Here is an 18919-nt window from a genome sequence, read left to right as displayed (position 1 = left end):
ATATTAAAATATATGGTATTAGCACTCGGGTGGTTAGAGTGCTAATATGGTGCTGATTTACTTTTTTGACAATCTAAATCAGTACCTACATAAATCGTTTATTCACATTTTTAGAATGGAAAGGGGAATTTTCTATGTCGAAGAAACAGTTTAAAGCAGAATCAAAACGATTACTAGAAATGATGATTAACTCTATTTATACGCACAAAGAGGTTTTTTTACGAGAGTTACTATCAAATGCTAGTGATGCGATTGATAAAATCTATTACAAAGCATTAACGGACGATTCATTAAGTTTCGACAAGGACAACTATTTTATTAAATTGATTCCTGACCAAGAAAACCGTACATTGAAGATCCTGGACACAGGAATTGGTATGACAAAAGATGAACTGGAAACGAATCTTGGGACGATTGCCAAAAGTGGTTCCCTTGCCTTTAAAAAGGAAAACGAAATTAAAGATGGCTATGACATTATCGGTCAGTTCGGGGTAGGTTTTTATGCTGCATTCATGGTGGCTGATGTCGTTACCGTCATTAGTAAAGCATTAGGCAGTGATGAGGCCTATAAATGGGAATCAACGGGTGCGGATGGATATACGTTAGAGCCTGTTGAAAAAGAAACAGTCGGTACTGAAATTATTTTAAAGATTAAAGAAAATACAGAAGATGAAAACTATGATGAGTATTTACAAGAATATCGCTTAAAATCAATTATTAAAAAATACTCTGATTTTATCCGTTACCCAATTAAAATGGATGTTACCAGCAGAAGACTTAAGGACAGCAGTGAGTCCGACTATGAGGAATACCAAGAAGAACAAATTATCAATAGTATGATTCCGATTTGGAAGAAAAATAAGAGCGAGCTTACAGATGAAGATTACGAGAACTTCTATTCTGAAAAACGCTATGGTTTTGACAAGCCTATAAAACATATTCATATCAGTGTCGAAGGCTCAATCAGATACAATGCAATTCTTTATATCCCAGAAAAAACACCGTTCGACTTCTATTCGAAAGAATTTGAAAAGGGTTTAGAACTCTATTCTAACGGGGTTCTGATCATGGATAAGTGTGCGGACCTGCTGCCTGACCATTTCAGTTTCGTAAAAGGAATGGTTGATTCCGAGGATTTATCGCTTAACATTTCAAGGGAAATGCTCCAGCATGATCGCCAATTGAAGCTGATTGCTAAAAACATTAACAAAAACATTAAAAGCGAATTACTAAGCCTTCAAAGAAAAGAAAGAGAAAAGTATGAAGAATTTTATCAATCCTTCGGTCGTCAGTTAAAGTACGGAGTTTATAGTGACTTTGGTGCCAATAAAGATTTATTACAAGACCTGATCATGTTCTACTCATCCAAAGAGAAGAAACTCGTTACGCTGGATGAATATGTTTCAAGAATGCCTGAAGATCAAAAATATATTTATTACGCTTCTGGTGAATCGATTGATCGTATTGAAAAATTACCACAGGCAGAATTTGTTTCAGAAAAAGGATACGAAATTCTTTACTTCACTGAGGATATCGATGAGTTCGCGATCAAAATGTTAATGACCTACAAAGAGAAAGAATTCAAATCGATCTCAAGCGGTGATTTAGGTATCGATGGGGAAGATAACAAAGACGCTTCCGAATCCAATGAGCAGGAAAACAAGGAACTCTTTGACTATATGAAAAACATTTTATCGGATAAAGTGAAGGATATAAGGATTTCAAAAAGACTGAAGTCCCACCCTGTCTGCCTGGCCTCTGAAGGGGATATCTCCATTGAAATGGAAAAAATTCTTGCAGCCATGCCTGATAATCAAAATATCAAGGCGGACAAGGTGTTAGAAATAAATAAAAACCACGAAGTCTTCCAATCCTTAAAAGAAGCCTTTGAACATGATAAAGATAAATTAGATCTTTATACCAAGTTATTATACAATCAAGCCCTTCTCATTGAAGGCTTACCAATCAGTGACCCTGTTGAATTTACAAATGATATTTGTAAAATAATGGTCTAGTCTAAATTTCAATCTTTGAGCCGTCCTCACACTAGAATGAGGGCGGTTTTTTTTTGTAGGAGAAGGAAGTCTTAGTTTATGCCTATGAGTATGTAGGACAAAGCTTGAAATAATCATATGAAAGTTGGAGAAAGTAAATATGAGGTGATTAGATTGAGCTCAGTGATGAAGAATTTAGATTTACATGCTCAGGGAAATTGGTTTCCAATCAGTATAGGGATGCTTTTGTTTTTATATGCTCTTTCTATGCCTAAAAAAGACATCGGTTGGAGAGAATTTTATGTTACATTCGGCGTAATTGGTTTTTTTGCTTGGATTTCTGATTCCTTAATTGGAAAAATGTTAGACCTAGTTGATTTTGGTCACCCGAAAATCACGGGAATAGGTGAGTTTATAAGCTACAGCTTAGTTCCTTCGTCGCTGTCAGTTATTTATTTAAACTATTTAAAGAAAACAAATAAATGGATACTCGTCATTTTTTTTACAATAATCTCAACTTTAATTGAATGGGGAATGAGGAAAGTAGGATTTATGAAGCCCCACGGCTGGAGCTTTTTCATGTCAATACCGTTTTATTTTATTGTATTTAGTTTTTTCCTCCCTTTACACAGGAAATTAATAAAATGCCATTCCTAATATAAGATGATTCCTCTATAAACGTCTTTTTTCTCATAAAAAACCTCAAAGGAATTCACTAAAAAAACGCTGTTGATTCTAACTTCAACAGCGTTTATTTGTAAACTAAAGTTTATCGTTAGTGAAGAGATTTGTTGTCTATGATTCATGAGTGTCTTCGTCACTTTTGTATTCTAAAATATCTCCAGGTTGACATTCTAAGGCCTTACAAATAGCATCTAAAGTTGATAATCGAATTGCTTTTGCCTTTCCATTTTTCAATATAGAAAGATTAGCCATCGTTATTCCAACCCTCTCCGAAAGTTCAGTCACGCTCATTTTCCTTTTAGCCAGCATCACATCAATATTGATTATAATTGCCATTGCTTTCACCTCAGACTATTAAGTCATTTTCCGATTTTATATCAATCGCCTCTTTTAAAAGCATTTGAAGAACAGCAGCAAAGACTGTGATAACCATTGAAGCAAAAATCATGACCATACCGAGTATTATGATACCTGGGGCATCGTCTGCCTCCGCCACGAGATAGAAAAGTGGCATTCCTAACACAAACAGGCTGCTGATTGTAATGGCACATTTTTTTATATTCATTAAAGCCTTTACAGACAATTCCGAGAAAGCTTTATGATTGTCAATATAGCCTAAAAGTTTAAAAGCTTGATACAGAGCAAAGTAAAAAGGTATCGCTGCTGCATACAAATCGATAAAAACGAAATATTTTATATAAGCATGTTCTGGATACAATTCTGCTGCAAAATTCGCTATCTCAGGCACCAAAAAAATACACAAAGCAAGAACTGGGATTCCCATAAGAATAACAGCAAGTTTTAAAAACAATGTTGTTCCTTTTTTCATAAAAAGCACCTCACTTAAAATTATTAGAAATTTGATTTTAATATATTATTTATCGAATTTCAATAAATAATTACTCCTTTTTAATATATTATTATCGATTTGTTACATACCTTCATTTTTAAAAATTAAAAAAGGACTCCTTATGGGAGGTGACATTTAATGAGGAAAACGGCATACTATTTATATCTGCGGGAGTATCACATTATTAAAGGCATTCCGGCAAGTAAGAAGTGGGAAAGCGGGACTCGGGTGATGGTAAGGTTGATCGATTTATTTAAAATGATGAAGTTTGTCCACTTATGTTTTGAAAAATAAATTCGGGCAAGGGTGGCAAATAGAAAGGCTGATGAAATGCTGTTTGATTTAGATCCAACGTTATTATTTATTTTGGTTATTTTTGGCTTTCTAGCCGCATTTATCGATTCCGTTGTCGGCGGTGGCGGACTAATTGCCTTGCCGGCATTATTATTTACAGGTCTGACGCCAGCTGCTGCAGTGGCGACCAATAAATTTGTGGGGACAATGGGCTCATTAACGAGTACGATTATGTTTTATCGTTCAGGAGAGCTTGATTTAAAATCCGTCTATAAACTGTTTCCACTCACGTTTATTGGTTCGATGATTGGAGCGTGGACGGTACATTTAATGGATCCCGAATTGCTAAAGCCATTGATGCTCGTCATGCTCGCAGTGGTGGCCATTTATACGATTTTTAAAAAAGATTGGGGCAGTATTTCTACCCACAAAAAATTCGCCACCCACCATCTTATTATTTTTATGATTGTCATCTTTGCGATTGGCTTCTATGATGGTTTTATCGGTCCAGGAACGGGTTCATTTTTAATATTTGCCTTTTTAACGATGGGTTTTAATTTTTTGAAGGCGGCGGGGAATGCCAAGTTTTTAAACTTTGGCAGTAATGTATCTGCGTTATTGATGTTCATCTTTTTAGGACAAGTTAATTACGCCTATGGGATACCAATGGGCCTTGCACAATTGGCTGGGGCTATCTGTGGTTCGAAATTTGCGATTAAACGGGGAAGCGGTTATGTACGGGCACTCTTTATCGCTGTAACCTTTTTATTATTAGCCAAAAATACATATGATTATTTTCATTAAATAATGAGGAGATGGGAGTTGTACCGAATTGAATGGTCGGATTAGGCTGGCAAGAAGTGATGAAACCGAACAAATTCGCCAGCTATTAAAAGAGATTGCAAAATGGTTTCAAACTAACGCGATTAATCAATGGTCTTATTTATTAGAAGGCGGGGACTATGCTGAAATTCACCGAGCGATTTTTAATAATGAGACGTATGTCCTTGAGAGGGACAACGAAATAATTGGAACATTTACGGCTTCAACTAAACAAAGTGACTGGGATCTTGAGATTTGGGGAGAGAGTAATGACCCTTCCATTTACATACACCGCCTGGCAATGGGATTAAACCACAAAGGAAATGGATTAGGAATGGAAACGCTGCAGTGGATAGCAGGTCATTTTGCTGGTTGTGTCAAATATTTACGACTAGATTGCGTGGCTCATAATCAAAAGCTAAATCAATTTTATCAAAACTGCGGGTTCACCCTGATCGGTCAAACTGGGGATTTTAATAAGTATCAAAAGTTATTAAATTAGAAAGATGTAGGAGAAATTAGGGCAAAAAGACGAGGTATTTTGACATTTATTCAAAATACCTCGTCTTTTATTTATGCGAGAAACCAGTTTGTCGCTAAATTATTTATCTTCTCTTATTAAATAATCATTTCCATCTTGATCTTTAAAGTTGAACATGTTTCCGAAAGGTAATCGTAACATCTCATCAACTACTACACCATTTTGCTTCATTTTTTCATAAGTTGCTTCGATATCAGTGGTACTGAATAAAATAGAAGGGTGGGCAACTTTAGAAGGTTGATGTTGTTCCATTGCAGCCTTTGAATACAGTACTAAAGTGGTAAATTCGTTTTCACTTGGGCCAACTTCGATCCAAAACGCATCTGGTCCCATAGCTTGTTCTACTTTTAAGACAAAACCGAGTTTATGTATCCAAAAATCTTTTGCCTCTTCTTGATCATTTACGTAAACCGTAACTTTTCCAATTTTATTAATCATCATCGTAAATCACCTTCTTAAACATTGAGTTTTATAATATCAGTTTATCAACTAGAAAAGACAGAAGCAATTTCTAATATTTTATAGTTTTCATATGCCTTTCATGATGGAGGGATATCCTGCTTTATTAGTTTTACCCTTACCTCAATAATAAATTATTTTGATAAAAGAAATAATTTTTTCCAATGAACAGTAATGTATGACAGGTGTGTGTCACATGTGGTACTCCGCTCATATAATAGGTTTGAAAAAGATTAGATGTATGACATATGTGCACTGTCCACAATATTGTTAAAAGGGGAAGGAATAATGACTCAAAAATGGATTATAGCGGTCGATGCCGGCGCCTACGAAGTGAAAGGAAGAACGAGGGACGAGGTGTTTAAGTTTAGGTCAACAATTGGACCTTACCGCCATCTTCATTTGGGCAACCAAATGGAAGTAGGCGACTACATCGTCGAGTACGGGGAAGAGAAGCTGTTCGTGGGGAATATCGCCTGGCGGGAATGTCATGCAATAAGAGAGCCGAGAGATATTTCGAAAGCGCACGAGGAAACAAAGATCAGGGTACTGGTGGCAGTTCATCAATATGGAAAAGCGAAAGGGAACTGTGTAGTGGTTGGGCAGCCAATCCGTGGAATGGTGAAAAAAGACAGGGAAAAGATTGAGAAAATGCTGGAAGGGGTCCACACGATCACGGTGAACAATGTAAAGAAAACGTTCTACATCGAGGAAGTAAGAGTCGCGCCTGAAGGTTCGGGGGCATACTTCAGCATGGCAGACAGGCCGGAGGAGATTGCGAACATCATCGACACTGGAAGTAGTACCTTGAACTATTTAAGAGTGGAAGATGGCTATTTTATTGACAGGAAAAGCGGGACTCTTGCTTTCGGAGCAGAAACACACTCGGATATGACAGAAAAACAAATGGCAGTAGCCATCCTAGCGGAACTTCGAGGCAAGTGGCACTTGAGTGAGCCTACCTTTCTTTGCGGAGGAATTGCTGAATATCTTCTCCCATATATGAAAGAGAGTTTTAAAAATATCCAGCTAATCAAACCCGTCCACTTCCGGACAAACGGACCCAAAACATACAGTCCTCAATATGCCAACGCTTTCGGATTTTATACTCTAGGGAAAGCAGTCTTTGCTGATGAATAAACTGAACCGAACGGTCAAGTCAGTACCTTTCAACCTTGATGACCCCTTCGAAAGTGAGCTTTTAGAACATTGTAACCAGTTCACTCAGTTTGCCACATATATCAAACGCTTGATCCAACGAGATATGGAACAGAGTGCCGGAGGACTTCGTAAAGAACATGAAATGAAACAAGAAAAATCTATCGACAAGTCAAAATTGAAAAGCTTCGGTCTCTAACCCCTAAATGGGGTTTTTTTTTGGGAATGAATACTTTGGAGTCCATACGAGATAACATGGCAGTGCAACAAGGAAATAAACTAGGTGACATAAATATCTTTTGTTTAGATGAATCTTTTAAGCATTCTTCATAATTATTGTTTCAAACGAATTAGCCACTGTTTTACAGCAGTTAGCGATTTCTTCTAAACCTTCATAGATTTGTTTGTATTTAATAATTCGGATAGGGTCTTTCTGGGAAGTAAACAATTGTTTAATGGATTCACGCAAAATGTTGTCGCAATAAGACTCAATGTCTTTAATATTAATTGCGTGTTCTCTTATATTTAGCAATTTCTTTTTTGATAGCAGTTCAATAGCTGCATCAATTTCCGTTGCAGAATTTTTGATCGCGTCAACAAATTTTAGCATATATTCGTCCGTTTCAATCATAGAGTACATTTCAAATAGTGCAGATGTATGGTATAAACCGTCCAAAATATCATCCATGCTTATTGAAAGAGCTAAAATATCTTCCCGCTCAAAAGGAGTGATAAAAGCATTATTTAGATCACTAATAAGGTCATGAACAAGGGTATCCCCATTTAATTCAAATTCTTTCATTTTTTCGGAAAAAATTTTAAGATCACTTACATTTTTCAATTTGAATTCAGCAAAGTAGTTCGCACTTTCTTTTAAATTTAAAGAGATGCTAGTTAAATGATTAAAGAACTTGTCTTTCTTTTTTAATGCCATTAAATTACCTCCACTTTGTCCCAATTGGTGTAGTAGCCATATAAATACAGTGAATAACTGCTATCCATTTCTATACGCTCATTTTGGTGCCTGACGTCAACAATTGCGACAATAAGTAAAACACAAATGACCAGGATGTAATAAACCTTTTTCAAAACCCTTACAATTTGGATTACTATAATAAATGCAACAAACGAACGACTAGTAACGGCTTACGCCCTATATCTACTCGACAAAAAATTAATAAGCAGGAATATGGTTATACATAGGGGTTTATCATTTTGTTGGAAGAGTGGTAGAAGGAGAATTGTGTACGTTCTCTAACTTTAATGAAACGAATACGATTGAAATAGAGAATTTCACTTTTGGATTATCTGAGGATTTAGAGTTTGTACCAGAAGTTTTTCCTAACCCTGTCCTTCAATTAAGCTTAGAGGAGTAATATTTCTTGGGTTCTTAATGAAAATACATAAATCCGGCACGTTGTTATAACGAGCCGGATTTTTTATGGTACCACATATAGAAGGTTTCAGCTTCTCCTTTTGATACTCCATATAACTTACTCTCATGCACGGGCTTAGCCTTATTTGAGAATAAAAGGGTCGCGACACCGAATTTTCGCTGCAGCCATGTGTGTTTGACGGTAATCTGTTGGATTCGGTTGCGGTGGGTGACGAAGGTTTCATTTGTTAATCCGCCTTTTCTTATTTGCACCGTATTCCCATCCCGAAGATAACTAGTGAACCAGTAGTCAAGGATACGTAGTAAAACGGAAATGGCAAAGACAATCGCTGTGACCCACAACCACTCTCTTTTGAAAACCCACAGGCCGATTAGGAACAAAAGGGATAGATAATACGGACGGAGAAGCTTAAGCCAAAGGACTTTGATCGGGAAGCGTTCCATATGTTCTTCAATCCGGTAATCCGGCAGCATGGTGTGTAAAACTCGATAGGCTTCTTGCTTTGGCATAAATGGATAAAGAGAGCTTGTTTCCTGATCTTCTTCATCATACCCACCAGCGCTGATAAGCTTGATGGAAGCAAGGCCGAGAATCCGTTTAATGATGGTTTGTTCGACGATGATGGCTTGAACCCTTTGTTTTTGAATCGAAAAACTAATAAAATTGCCAACCCCTTTTTCGATATAAATCCGCTCACGATCATCACTGATAACATAATTTCCATACTTCCACGTCGTTTGGATTAACCCGATTACGACGGACAAGGCGAGGGCGAGGACAAAAAGAATAATCAACATCCACCAATGGAGCCATAAATATTCAAAGGCATTTTTTGTCGTTTTCTCAATTTGAAAAAAATCTGCTAGATTGGCATAAAGCGCACTTAATAGTGGAAAGATTGCCAGGAAGCTTAGAGATGTAAAGGATGCCTTTATTAAATCTTTTCTAGTCGCTCGAAAGTGTACCGTACGCTCTGACGATTTCTCCACTCCACTGTCAGCTAATGCCTCGATAGAAGCCTGCTTTTGTTCCAAGTGAGCGAGGATCCGTTCTTTTTCTTCTTTTTTAATCACTTTAAACTCAACAGAAGCATTCTCCCCACTTGTCCCTGTTTCCAGCGTGAGGGAAGTAAGTCCAAACCAACGGTGCACAAACGAGGTGGTGGAAGTTTGGTTATGGATACGATCCAATCCAACCGTCCGTTGTTTTTTGACAAAAATGCCTTCGTAAAGGACAATAGCATCCCCAACCAATTCAAAGCGGTGGAAGAACCATTTTAAGATAATGGTAAGAATGGTGCAGACGGTAGCAAGTAACAGGAGATAGCGGCCCCAAATTACCCAATCGGAAGTGGAGGAGGCTTTAATGACAAATAAAAAGAGAAAGAACCAAATGCAGTTTTTGATAAACGATACCAACTCAACGACGATTACGGCGGGATGATATCTTTTCATGTTCTTTCACCTTCTACTCCATCTGTATCTTGTATTTTTGCAAAGGAGGCAATTTCTGATTTTAGATGTTGTGCTGTTTCTGCTGGAATGGCAGGAATGACATGGCTCGAAGTAGTGGTTCCAATCTCAATGTTGTATAGAGCATAGCGCCGCATGATTGGACCTTGTTCTGTCCGAACATATTCCACTTTTTCCATCGGGATTAATGTGTGTTGTACTTGCCATTTTCCATGCTTCAATTGAACAAATTGCTGATCAATTCTATATCGCCAGGTCAATTGTAAATAGACCGGTTCAATCACGATGGAGAAAATAGCAGATAGAACGCCGATTCCACCAAGAATATAAAGAACGATGCCAATCCATCCATACCAATCAAACTTCACTGTGCAAATGATTAATACAGCGATAATGAATAAGGCGATTCCATGCCCAATTGAATTGGAGATTCGCCACATCTTCACAGCATCTGTCGAAATTTTTTCTGTCGGTTCCTCTATTTGTATGTACATTCTTTTCACCTCAAATAGTCTATACGTGTCATTCTATCAAATAGTTTCAATTGTTACAGTTAGTGTGGATTTTATATATAGTATTTCTTGTTGAAGTCTAACTTCTTAAGGTTTTTAGACAATTTAAAATTATGATACGATAGGATGGAAGTGACAATTTTTAATTATTTAACGGGGGCAAGATCATGTACAGCTTTAAGAACGATTACAGCGAAGGCGCACATCCTAAAATTTTGAATGCGTTATTGGAATCCAACCTTGTTCAAGAGGATGGTTATGGAGAGGATCAATTTTCACGAAAAGCGGTTGAAGTAATCAAGGAGAAAATCGGACGGTCAGACGTTGATATTCATCTCTTATCAGGCGGAACACAAACCAATCTGATTGCCATTTCTGCTTTTTTAAGACCGCATGAAGCGGCCATGGCAGCAAGCACCGGTCATATTCTTGGTCATGAGACGGGCGCCATCGAAGCAACAGGGCATAAAATCCTGTCGATTGAAGCAGAGAACGGGAAACTAACTCCTGCAGACGTGCAAGCAGTGCTCGACGGACATCCAGATGAGCACATGGTCAAACCGAAGCTTGTATACATATCGAATTCTACTGAAATTGGTACCATCTATTCCAAGCGAGAACTAGAGGAACTAAGTGAATTTTGTAAAAAGAACCATCTTATCTTGTACATGGATGGGGCAAGACTTGGCTCGGCCCTCTGTTCGGAGGAAAACGACCTTCAGTTGAGCGACCTGCCAGGACTAGTCGATGCCTTCTATATTGGCGGAACTAAGAATGGGGCACTTCTTGGTGAGGCATTAGTCATCTGCCGCGATTCTTTGAAGGAAGATTTTCGCTACCATCTGAAACAAAAAGGGGCACTACTTGCAAAAGGAAGACTTATAGGTATTCAATTCCTAGAATTGTTCAGGGATAATTTGTTCTTTGAATTAGCTTCGCATGCCAATCAAATGGCAGCCATTCTTAGTGAAGAAATCAGTAAGGCTAATTTTCAGTTTCTTACGCACTCTCCATCAAACCAAATTTTTCCGATTCTGCCGAATGCACTAATCAGAGAATTAGAGAAAAACTATTCCTTTCATATTTGGGGAAAGGTGGATGCGGATCATTCGGCGATTCGCCTCGTAACATCTTGGGCGACAAAAGAGGACGAGGTCTTAGCTCTAATTAAGGATATGAAGAAATACTAGAAGAACCTCGATCTGATGTGATGTCAATAAATTTTATAAAAAAAAATAAACATTTAAAATGTTCAATATGCTTGAATGTTCTTAGAAAATTTGTTATTTTTAGAGAAATAAAAAAAGGCTATGTGTAACTGGCGAAACGCGGATCACCGCGAGGGAGCACATAGTGTCGCAGCCGTTCGCCTGGGCAGAGGTAAGGAAATAATTCCTTGCCTCTTTCTGTTTATTAGGAGGGGATAGAACCGGCTGGAAGTCATATGACTATAAAATTGCATTTTTTAATAGAAGATTTTTTTATAAAATGGCTATGTTAAAGCTTATTGTTGATTTTGGCACTCTGTTGATCTACGTTCCAGGCGCGAAGACTCCTGCGGGAGGACGGGGCAGGGGAGACCCCGCAGGAGCGCAGCGACGAGGAGGCTCCCCGGACCGCCCGCGGAAAGCGAAGCGCCTGGAACGGAAATCAACAGACAGGTTTAACAGAACCTTTAAAATGAAAAATTTGCTAATTAATAAACTTAAAAACTATCACAGAAGAATAGAGGAGAAAACCCAATGAGCACAATGACCCTAGACAAAATGAAAACCATTAAAACGTTAAACAATATTGCAGAAAGCGGGTTAAATGTTTTTAATCAGGATCATTTCACGATCGACAATGAAAGTGACAATCCAGATGCGATTGTGGTTCGTAGTTTCAACATGCATTCTATTGAACTAGGAAATAAATTAAAGACGATCGCTCGCGCAGGAGCGGGTGTTAATAATATTCCGGTCGACAAATGTACAGAGCAGGGGATTGTTGTTTTTAATACACCTGGTGCAAATGCGAATGCTGTAAAAGAAATGGTGCTGACTTCATTAATGGCAACATCTCGTAACCTTTTTGCCGGCGTGGCCTGGACCAAGTCGTTAGCAGGGGAAGGCGAACAAGTACCAAAGCTTGTAGAAGCAGGTAAGAAACAATTCGTTGGAAAAGAAATTAAAGGAAAAACACTTGGTGTGATTGGATTAGGTGCAATCGGTGCGCTTGTAGCGAATGATGCACTTGATTTAGATATGGATGTTATTGGATTTGACCCATTCATCTCTGTGGATACGGCTTGGAACTTGTCACGTAATGTTCAGCGTGCGATGACCATTGAACAGTTGTTTACGAATTGTGATTATATAACCGTACACGTTCCATTAACTGAGGATACGAAAGGAATGTTTAACGAAGCAACCTTTAGCATTATGAAGCCAGGTGTTCATATCTTTAACTTCTCACGTGGTGAGCTTGTGAATGAAACAGATATGGCTGCCGCCCTAGAAAGCGGGCAGGTTGGTACGTATGTGACAGATTTCCCTAATGAAAATGTATTGAAAATGAAAAATGCTGTTCCAATCCCACATCTTGGTGCTTCAACACAAGAATCTGAGGAAAATTGTGCCATTATGGCATCCCGCCAGGTAAAGGATTATCTAGAAACAGGAAATATCAAAAACTCGGTGAATTTTCCAAACGCATCCCTGCCTTACACAGGTAAGCGACGCGTGGCGGCATTCCACAAAAACGTACCAAACATGGTTGGCCAGCTTACATTGGCAATCTCGAGCTATCAGTTAAATATCGCGGACATGATTAATCGAAGCCGTGGAGAATACGCCTATACGATGATCGACATCGACAATAAAGTGAACGGCGATATCATTCCTGGTTTATTGGAAAAAATCGATCAAATTGAAGGTATTGTAACAGTTCGTATTATTTAAGAGTCTTAAAAGATCTAATGGATGAATTTGTTTTTCATTAGGTTATGTTAAAGGTTAATGTTGATTTTGGCACCCTGTTGATTGGAGCGGAAGGCGCGAGACTCCTGCGGGAGTACGGGGCAGGGGAGACCCCGCAGGAGCGCAGCGACGAGGAGGCTCCCCGGACCGCCCGCGAACCGCACGCGCCTGGAGCGGAAATCAACAGGCAAGTTTAACACAGCTTTCAATAAAAGAATAGAGTAAAAAAAGCTCAGGGTCCCATCAAATTTTTGATGAGACATGAGCTTTTTTTACTTTTCGAGATGTTCCGTTTAGAAGACCATTTTGGACACATATATTCATCATTTTTGGTTACAATATTACCTAAAATGATAAAGCTCGGTGATTATAATACAAAACTTAATTAAAATACTCCTTCCAAGACAATTATTTTTGTTACTGGTCCTTTCGACAGGTTTACTAAACCATGTCCTGCTTATACCTAATATACTCACAGCAGCTGGAAGAGACAGTTGGTTAAGTGTCATTGTGGCATATCCGATTTCTCTTTTCTTTCTATGGCTGGTGTATTTTATTGTAAAAAACAGTCCAAATGAAGGTTTCTTTTCTATGATTAGACAGCGTCTTGGAAGGACTTTTTCAACTTTATTTACAATTCCCGTCATTCTGTTTCTATTCAGCAGCTCTTATGTAACCTTTAGGGATTTAATGATTTGGTTAAAAGCATATTTTCTCGCTGATGCTTCTGTTTTTATGATTAATGGTTTCTTGGTTTTTGTCTGTTTTTTAATCACACTTGCTGGGGTCAAAAGCATGGCTATATCTAGCGGTTTTTTACTACCGCTTGTTGTGCTATTTGGCATAGTTATTGCTCTAACAAACACGAGCTTAAAGGACCCAAGTTTATTACTTCCTGTGTTTGCAGACGGCTATTCTCCTCTTATTAGAGGGGGAATATATGTTCTGTCAGGGCTGCTTGAGATTTACATAGTTATCCTGCTGCAGCCCTTTTCACAGGAACCGATTAAATTTAAACAGTTGTTTATTTTATTGACATTCTTAACAGGCTTAATCTTTGGTCCGCTTTCTGCATCAATCATGGAGTTTGGACCTACTGAATCAATCTACTTCCGGTATCCGGCTTATGAGCAATGGCGTATATTAAGCATTGGAGAATATATATCACATCTAGATTTTTTTGCTTTATATCAATGGCTTAGCGGTGCGTTGATTCGAATTGGATTATTCATGTATCTGTTAGGTACATTTTTTACCCATAAAAAGAAACATTATAGACTGAACCCTAAGCTTGTTGGAGTCATGTATCTCTTTTTGTTCGGTCTAATGACCATAAAAGTAGAAACCTATTATTTCTATAACGTTATTTATAAATACTTTTTGCCGGCTAGTTTGGCATTTTTCCTTTTTCAAATCCTGCTATCAGCCGCCATTATTCTAGTTTTAAAGAAGAGGGATAAACAACATGGTAAGAAAAATACTCTTGAATCCACTTCGTAATGAAAGGCTAAGGCTAAAGGAGAAATCCGAACACCTTAAAAATCAATTTAAGAAAAGTCAAGACCTACGACTGAGTGAGCACCATACAATCATGGACACGTTTGAAATGATCTATTTTGAAACCCTGATTGATATACATTATTTAGATCAAAATATTTTACCTAAACTCAGTGAGGATAAAGAAGATTCTGTCAAAAAAAAGCTTAAATCCTTTTTCCAAGCAGAAGATGTAAGTTTGAAATCCCTAGATGATCTATCAAATTTACTTTTTGATGGAAATGTCTTATTTTTATTCGGTGATTCGTTTTTAAGTATTCAAGCAGGATCCTTTCCTATGCGGCAACCTGAAGAATCCGCGATTGAGAGCTCAATAAGGGGTCCAAAGGATGGTTTTGTGGAGGATATAAAGACAAATATCTCCTTAATAAGGCGAAGACTTAACACCTCGTCTTTATGTTTAGAGAAATATACGATTGGTAAAAGAAGTAGAACAAAAGTAGTACTCATGTATATAGATGATTTAATTGATCAGCGAGTTTTAGATGAAATCCATAAAAGGTTAGATAAAGTAGAACTGGATATCTTGACGAGTATTCATGAACTTGAATCATATGTTCGTGATAGACCGTATTCCATCTTCCCGAGTACGGACTATACGGGTAGACCTGACTTTATTGTTCAGGCGCTGAATCAAGGCCGGTTTGCTCTCATAGTTGATGGGAATCCTACAGTCTCTTTTGCACCGGTCAATATATTATTGCAGATTAAATCACCTGAGGACACTTACATAAGTTATGCTTATGTATCAATAGAAAGAATTATCAGGATGTTAGGTTTGATCATATCCGCTTTTTTACCTGGTGCATGGATCGCATTTTCTGCCTATAATATTGAACAGGTTCCCTATTTACTCGTTGCGACTATTACAATCTCGCGTTTTGGGCTGCCCATATCTTCACCACTTGAAATGTTTATTGTTCTATTTTTGTTTGAGCTATTTAATGAAGCTGGGGTACGCTTGCCAAGAGCAATTGGGCAAACCGTCGCTGTTTTAGGTGGCTTAATCGTAGGGGATGCTGCGATTCGGGCAGGGTTAACATCACCGACCATGCTGGTCGTAGCGGCCATTACCTACATCTCGTCTTTTACGTTGGTGAATCAAACTTTAAGTACGGCTTGTACCATCTTAAGATTCACGATTATCTTAATGGGTACCTTATTTGGATTATTCGGGGTCATTATTGGCTTTATTCTAACGGTTTTTTACTTTTCAACCCTATCTTCCTTTGGGTCTCCATACCTAGGCTCTCTTTCGCCAATCGAACTAAAAGGAATGATTAAGTCATTCCTTAGGGCTCCAAGGCAATTTTATAAGTCAAGAACAACCTTAACCAGTCCAGATGATCCAACAAGGGGTGGAAATCAATCATGAAAAGGAAATGGATGATTTCTTTTTTAGCCGGTTGTCTGATTCTTTCCGGTTGTTCAGGTTTAAAAAATATTCAAGATATAACCTATGTTGTGGCAATTGGTATGGACTATGATGAAGAAAAGAAGGAGTATATCGCGTATCTTCAATCCTTAAATTTCGCGAATGTAGCAAAGGTAGAAGGAGGTAAACCTATTGAACCCATCCCGATTTTTATTGCATCAGCAACTGGAGAAACACTAAATTTAGCGGTTGGTAACCTTTATAAAAAGTCGGAGCCTCCTTTATTTTTTGGCCACGTAGAAACACTAGTTTTAAGTCAAAGAATAGTCAGGAATCATTTTAAGGAAGTAATAGTAGAAATAGGAAGAAATCGTTCGCTCCGACATACCTTACGAGTCATGACAACAGATGAAAATATTAGCGAAGTATTTAATATAAAGGCATTATTTAATTATCCGGCAATATACACGGTTCTTTTTAGAAAGGAAAAGAACGAAGTGTATCAAGATGAGATCAAGCCTATGACATTAATGGATTTTTTAAGAGCCTATTATGAGCCTATGGGGGTAGCTAAACTACCTAATGTAAAAATTGACTCTCAAAGTTGGAAGGCTGACAGAAATTACCCCATTGTATTTTTCGATGGATATGCCATTTTTCAACGGCAAAAATTTAAGAAAGTCCTTTCTTTCAAGGACGCTGTTTATGTTAATTGGTTATTAGAAAAAAAGGTATCTTTAGATCAAAGAGTAGAAGATGAGGGAAAGCTTGTAGCTGCAATGAAACTAGCTACTCCTAAAATGAAGGTAAAATACAAGAAGGGAACTACAACCCCAAAGTTTTCCCTAGAAGTGTATGTACCAGCAGATTTGATCGAAAAAATCAAAGATATTCCCGAATCGAAATTAACGAAATTAATGGAAGACGATATAAAAAGAAAACTCACTAAAATTTATAAAAGTGGGGTTAAAAATAAAACAGATTTATTAAATGTTGGTGAAAAGTGGTATCGAAAACATCCAAAGGAATATAGGGAATTAAAAAAATCTAACGGCTTTTATCTAGATAAAGACTCCTTAACGAATATAAAGGTTAAGGTGCAAATATTTCATTTTAATAGCTATAAGTATGAACAGGATACCAATGTTGGTTTCTAATTCAGTAAAAGCAAAGTTGATGGTTAGACATTACCTAATAGGATGATGAAAAAATGCAGAATCATATTGTTTACCTTCTAGAACATTATGGGTACTTCGGAATCATATTTGCCTTAATTGGCGGTATTGTAGGACTGCCTCTACCCGATGAGATTCTTCTTACATATATTGGGTACAATGTGTTTCAGGGTAAATTATCTTATATTATTTCAATAGTAAGTGCTTTTATTGGGGCAACGGCGGGGATTTCGCTTAGCTACTACATTGGTTATCGATTTGGGTTGCCTTTAATCGAAAAGTTTGGTCCGAAAATTCACATTTCCGAACAAAAAATGAATAGTACCATGAAATTATTCAGGAAATTCGGACCTTATCTTTTATTATTTGGGTATTTTATTCCCGGGGTACGGCATCTAACGGCTTATATAGGAGCTGTCAATCGCTTTCCCTTTAGAAAATTTACTGTTTACGCCTATACGGGTGCATTAATATGGAGTTTTACTTTTATCACACTAGGAAGAATATTAGGCGAAAATTGGCACACCGTTGAAAATTATATGTCAACATATAGTATTTATTTCATTACCTTCTTATTGGCCCTTTCCATCATCATTTATTTTTATTGGAAGAGAAGAACTCGAATAAGTAAGGGTATTTAGCATAAGTAAGTGTATATCTCTACACAATAGACTTATTAAGCGAAAAAAATGCATTTAAAACATTAAATCAATGTGAGATGTTTTTTCTTTCTTGGAAGGATAAATTTCATAAGTGTCTGGAATGATTTGTGTCGAGCGATAGAGCAATTCAGAAACAGTTACAAATTTATATCCCTCCGTGTGTAAAAAGTCTAGAATGGTACCTAATGCTTTAACTGTTTGACATGTCTGAGTAAATTCACTACCATGCCAATCATGAAATAGAATGATATTCCCTGGCTTTACTCCTTTTGTGATATAGTTAAACATTTGATTTGCGGGAGGATTTTCCCAATCACGAGGATCTTGATTCCATGACCATAATACGACTTCTTTTCGGTTTTTTATTGCTGTATTAATAATTAAATCATTATAAATCCCTCCTACGGGACGATAAAGAGACGGTTTAAAACCAGTGAACTTCTGAATAACTTTATCCGTTTCTTCTAATTCCGATGAAAGTTTTGCTGACGAAATATTATGGTATATATGTTGAAAAGTGTGATTGGCAATTTCGTGTCCTTCTTTTACTTCCTGTTTTACAATATCAGGAAATCTTATTACTTTATTACCAGCTACAAAAAAAGTAGCTTTTGCATTATATTTAGCTAATATATCCAGGATTTGAGGAGTAAAAACAGGATGAGGTCCATCATCAAAAGTTAGAGCAACCAATTTTTCGTTTGTATTGACTTCCCAGTGAACATGTCCAGTTTTTTCATATGCTTCGCGACTTTTAGTCGATGCGAATGTATTGGTTTGATAAAAAAATAAAGGAAGTAATAAAAGAACAGAAAAGAACCATATTTTTTTCATTAGATGCACTCCTCATTCATAGTGGACTTAGTTTATGAAGTATTTATTAAAAATATATTAGTAAAGTAATGCCTTTTTTATTGGTAAAAAAAGAAGTTTTATCGATAAAGGACTAACGAATGTCTGTATTCTATTAAGTGATGCCAATAGTCCCATAATTAATCAAAGGTAGG

The 18919-nt window shown here is 37.3% G+C and carries 21 protein-coding genes and 1 riboswitch; of the genes, 14 read left to right on the top strand and 7 right to left on the bottom strand.

The annotated features are described in order from the left end of the window. Positions 1-134: 134 nt before the first annotated feature. Together htpG and KW850_RS04340 are read left to right on the top strand one after the other, a co-directional pair. Entirely contained in the window at positions 135-2015 is a 1881-nt protein-coding gene (htpG, locus tag KW850_RS04345; protein WP_218346350.1) for a molecular chaperone HtpG, read from the top strand. Positions 2016-2132: 117 nt separating this feature from the next. Beyond that, positions 2133-2651, top strand: a complete 519-nt coding sequence (locus KW850_RS04340; RefSeq protein ID WP_256358078.1) for a CBO0543 family protein — start codon at positions 2133-2135, stop codon at positions 2649-2651. A gap of 138 nt (positions 2652-2789) precedes the next feature. Here KW850_RS04340 and KW850_RS04335 read toward each other — a convergent pair whose 3' ends face one another. Continuing rightward, positions 2790-3014 (bottom strand): helix-turn-helix domain-containing protein, encoded by a 225-nt coding sequence (locus KW850_RS04335; RefSeq protein ID WP_218346349.1) that lies wholly within the window; start codon positions 3012-3014, stop codon positions 2790-2792. A 10-nt stretch (positions 3015-3024) separates the two neighbouring features. Then, positions 3025-3507, bottom strand: a complete 483-nt coding sequence (locus KW850_RS04330) for a DUF2975 domain-containing protein (protein WP_218346348.1) — start codon at positions 3505-3507, stop codon at positions 3025-3027. 159 nt (positions 3508-3666) lie between these two features. On the opposite strand from KW850_RS04330, the gene KW850_RS04325 reads away from it, so the two are divergent. From KW850_RS04325 to KW850_RS04315, 3 genes are read left to right on the top strand one after another with little or no spacing between them, the layout of a single operon-like run. Beyond that, positions 3667-3822, top strand: a complete 156-nt coding sequence (locus KW850_RS04325; protein ID WP_218346347.1) for a hypothetical protein — start codon at positions 3667-3669, stop codon at positions 3820-3822. Between the two features lie 36 nt (positions 3823-3858). Further along, positions 3859-4626: a TSUP family transporter gene (locus KW850_RS04320; protein ID WP_218346599.1), complete on the top strand. Its 768-nt coding sequence runs from the start codon at positions 3859-3861 to the stop codon at positions 4624-4626. A 28-nt stretch (positions 4627-4654) separates the two neighbouring features. After that, a complete protein-coding gene (locus tag KW850_RS04315; protein ID WP_218346346.1) occupies positions 4655-5146 on the top strand; it encodes a GNAT family N-acetyltransferase in 492 nt (163 codons plus the stop codon). 99 nt (positions 5147-5245) lie between these two features. Here KW850_RS04315 and KW850_RS04310 read toward each other — a convergent pair whose 3' ends face one another. Further along, positions 5246-5626: a VOC family protein gene (locus tag KW850_RS04310; protein ID WP_256358077.1), complete on the bottom strand. Its 381-nt coding sequence runs from the start codon at positions 5624-5626 to the stop codon at positions 5246-5248. A gap of 306 nt (positions 5627-5932) precedes the next feature. On the opposite strand from KW850_RS04310, the gene KW850_RS04305 reads away from it, so the two are divergent. Both KW850_RS04305 and KW850_RS04300 read left to right on the top strand, forming a co-directional pair. Continuing rightward, positions 5933-6784 carry a ParM/StbA family protein gene (locus KW850_RS04305; protein ID WP_218346345.1) on the top strand — a complete coding sequence of 284 codons (852 nt, stop codon included), beginning with the start codon at positions 5933-5935 and terminating at the stop codon, positions 6782-6784. Then, positions 6777-7001, top strand: a complete 225-nt coding sequence (locus KW850_RS04300) for a hypothetical protein (protein WP_256358101.1) — start codon at positions 6777-6779, stop codon at positions 6999-7001. Before KW850_RS04305 ends, KW850_RS04300 begins: the two co-directional genes overlap by 8 nt. A 117-nt stretch (positions 7002-7118) precedes the next feature. Here the strand turns inward: KW850_RS04300 and KW850_RS04295 are convergent, their stop codons facing one another. From KW850_RS04295 to KW850_RS04285, 3 genes are all read right to left on the bottom strand, one after another. Next, positions 7119-7736: a DUF47 domain-containing protein gene (locus tag KW850_RS04295; RefSeq protein ID WP_218346343.1), complete on the bottom strand. Its 618-nt coding sequence runs from the start codon at positions 7734-7736 to the stop codon at positions 7119-7121. Between the two features lie 486 nt (positions 7737-8222). Then, positions 8223-9653, bottom strand: coding sequence for a PH domain-containing protein (locus KW850_RS04290; RefSeq protein WP_218346342.1), 1431 nt, complete (start codon positions 9651-9653; stop codon positions 8223-8225). Then, positions 9650-10165 carry a PH domain-containing protein gene (locus KW850_RS04285; RefSeq protein WP_218346341.1) on the bottom strand — a complete coding sequence of 172 codons (516 nt, stop codon included), beginning with the start codon at positions 10163-10165 and terminating at the stop codon, positions 9650-9652. Before KW850_RS04285 ends, KW850_RS04290 begins: the two co-directional genes overlap by 4 nt. A 185-nt stretch (positions 10166-10350) precedes the next feature. Here KW850_RS04285 and KW850_RS04280 point away from each other — a divergent pair, with 185 nt between their 5' ends. The 7 genes from KW850_RS04280 to KW850_RS04250 all read left to right on the top strand — a co-directional run bounded on the left by KW850_RS04280 (position 10351) and on the right by KW850_RS04250 (position 17891). Further along, a complete protein-coding gene (locus KW850_RS04280) occupies positions 10351-11373 on the top strand; it encodes a threonine aldolase family protein (protein WP_218346340.1) in 1023 nt (340 codons plus the stop codon). 114 nt (positions 11374-11487) lie between these two features. Beyond that, positions 11488-11566: riboswitch (ZMP/ZTP riboswitch) on the top strand. A 105-nt stretch (positions 11567-11671) separates the two neighbouring features. Continuing rightward, positions 11672-11929, top strand: a complete 258-nt coding sequence (locus KW850_RS04275; RefSeq protein ID WP_218346621.1) for a hypothetical protein — start codon at positions 11672-11674, stop codon at positions 11927-11929. Beyond that, positions 11926-13125 carry a phosphoglycerate dehydrogenase gene (locus tag KW850_RS04270; RefSeq protein WP_218346339.1) on the top strand — a complete coding sequence of 400 codons (1200 nt, stop codon included), beginning with the start codon at positions 11926-11928 and terminating at the stop codon, positions 13123-13125. Before KW850_RS04275 ends, KW850_RS04270 begins: the two co-directional genes overlap by 4 nt. Before the next feature lie 381 nt (positions 13126-13506). Beyond that, positions 13507-14643, top strand: a complete 1137-nt coding sequence (locus tag KW850_RS04265; RefSeq protein ID WP_308128750.1) for a GerAB/ArcD/ProY family transporter — start codon at positions 13507-13509, stop codon at positions 14641-14643. Beyond that, complete coding sequence (locus KW850_RS04260) at positions 14609-16075, top strand: spore germination protein (RefSeq protein ID WP_218346338.1); 1467 nt, start codon at positions 14609-14611, stop codon at positions 16073-16075. The genes KW850_RS04265 and KW850_RS04260 overlap by 35 nt, the downstream gene beginning before the upstream one ends. Then, positions 16072-17232 (top strand): Ger(x)C family spore germination protein, encoded by a 1161-nt coding sequence (locus KW850_RS04255; protein ID WP_218346337.1) that lies wholly within the window; start codon positions 16072-16074, stop codon positions 17230-17232. Before KW850_RS04260 ends, KW850_RS04255 begins: the two co-directional genes overlap by 4 nt. 53 nt (positions 17233-17285) lie before the next feature. After that, on the top strand, positions 17286-17891 hold the full coding sequence (locus KW850_RS04250) for a DedA family protein (protein ID WP_218346336.1): 606 nt from the start codon (positions 17286-17288) through the stop codon (positions 17889-17891). A gap of 54 nt (positions 17892-17945) precedes the next feature. On the opposite strand, the gene KW850_RS04245 is transcribed toward KW850_RS04250, so the two are convergent. Continuing rightward, entirely contained in the window at positions 17946-18746 is an 801-nt protein-coding gene (locus KW850_RS04245) for a polysaccharide deacetylase family protein (protein ID WP_218346335.1), read from the bottom strand. Between the last annotated feature and the right edge of the window lie 173 nt (positions 18747-18919).

Source organism: Bacillus sp. sid0103 (genome assembly GCF_019219025.1).
Note: the sequence above shows the minus strand (reverse complement) of the source record. Positions and strands in the feature narration are given on the sequence as shown.